This is a genomic window from Acinetobacter sp. LMB-5, from assembly GCF_001541635.1.
Taxonomy (GTDB): Bacteria; Pseudomonadota; Gammaproteobacteria; order Pseudomonadales; family Moraxellaceae; genus Acinetobacter; species Acinetobacter pittii.
Genome location: NZ_LRDR01000063.1, coordinates 1 through 483 on the forward strand (window position 1 = coordinate 1; position 483 = coordinate 483).

The window sequence follows — 483 nt, forward strand, 5'->3', positions numbered from 1 at the left end:
CCGCCGAGTAACGCGAACAAGAAAATGTTCACCAGTGATGTACTTGGCAAGGCTTCTGTAATCACGCCCGCTTTGGCTTGCGCGGTTTCTTGCGCCAGTAAGTTGTTGTCTTTGATTGAGACATAAACCGATTGGTTATCCAGCTCTACGTCACCCAACCAAGTATTCACTAGGTAATTGGCAGTAAGCGTGTTGCCCTCTTGATGCAGCCCTTCCAATTTGAAACTGTAATCGCTGGTTGCTTCATCGACACCATCAACCAATACTTCTGGTTTTTGCCAACCTTGTGAGTTAGTCAGTTTGATTTGCAGCTTAGATTGGTTTGCATCCCAGTTCGCTTCTGTCACTTCAACAAATGGTGAAGTTTGAGGCACACTGCTTACCGCCTGCGCGTAAGTGAACATCACATCTTCATCGACTTGTAGATCGGAAGGTAGGAAAGACAGTTGAATGTGGTAATCCGTCAGGACACAAATCGTTGTA

General features: G+C 46.0%; 1 protein-coding gene. It reads right to left on the reverse strand.

Annotated features, from left to right (window positions below; all coding sequences use genetic code 11):
• Positions 1 to 483: hypothetical protein (locus AW165_RS18525; RefSeq protein WP_212823918.1), on the reverse strand; the 483-nt coding region annotated here is incomplete at both ends.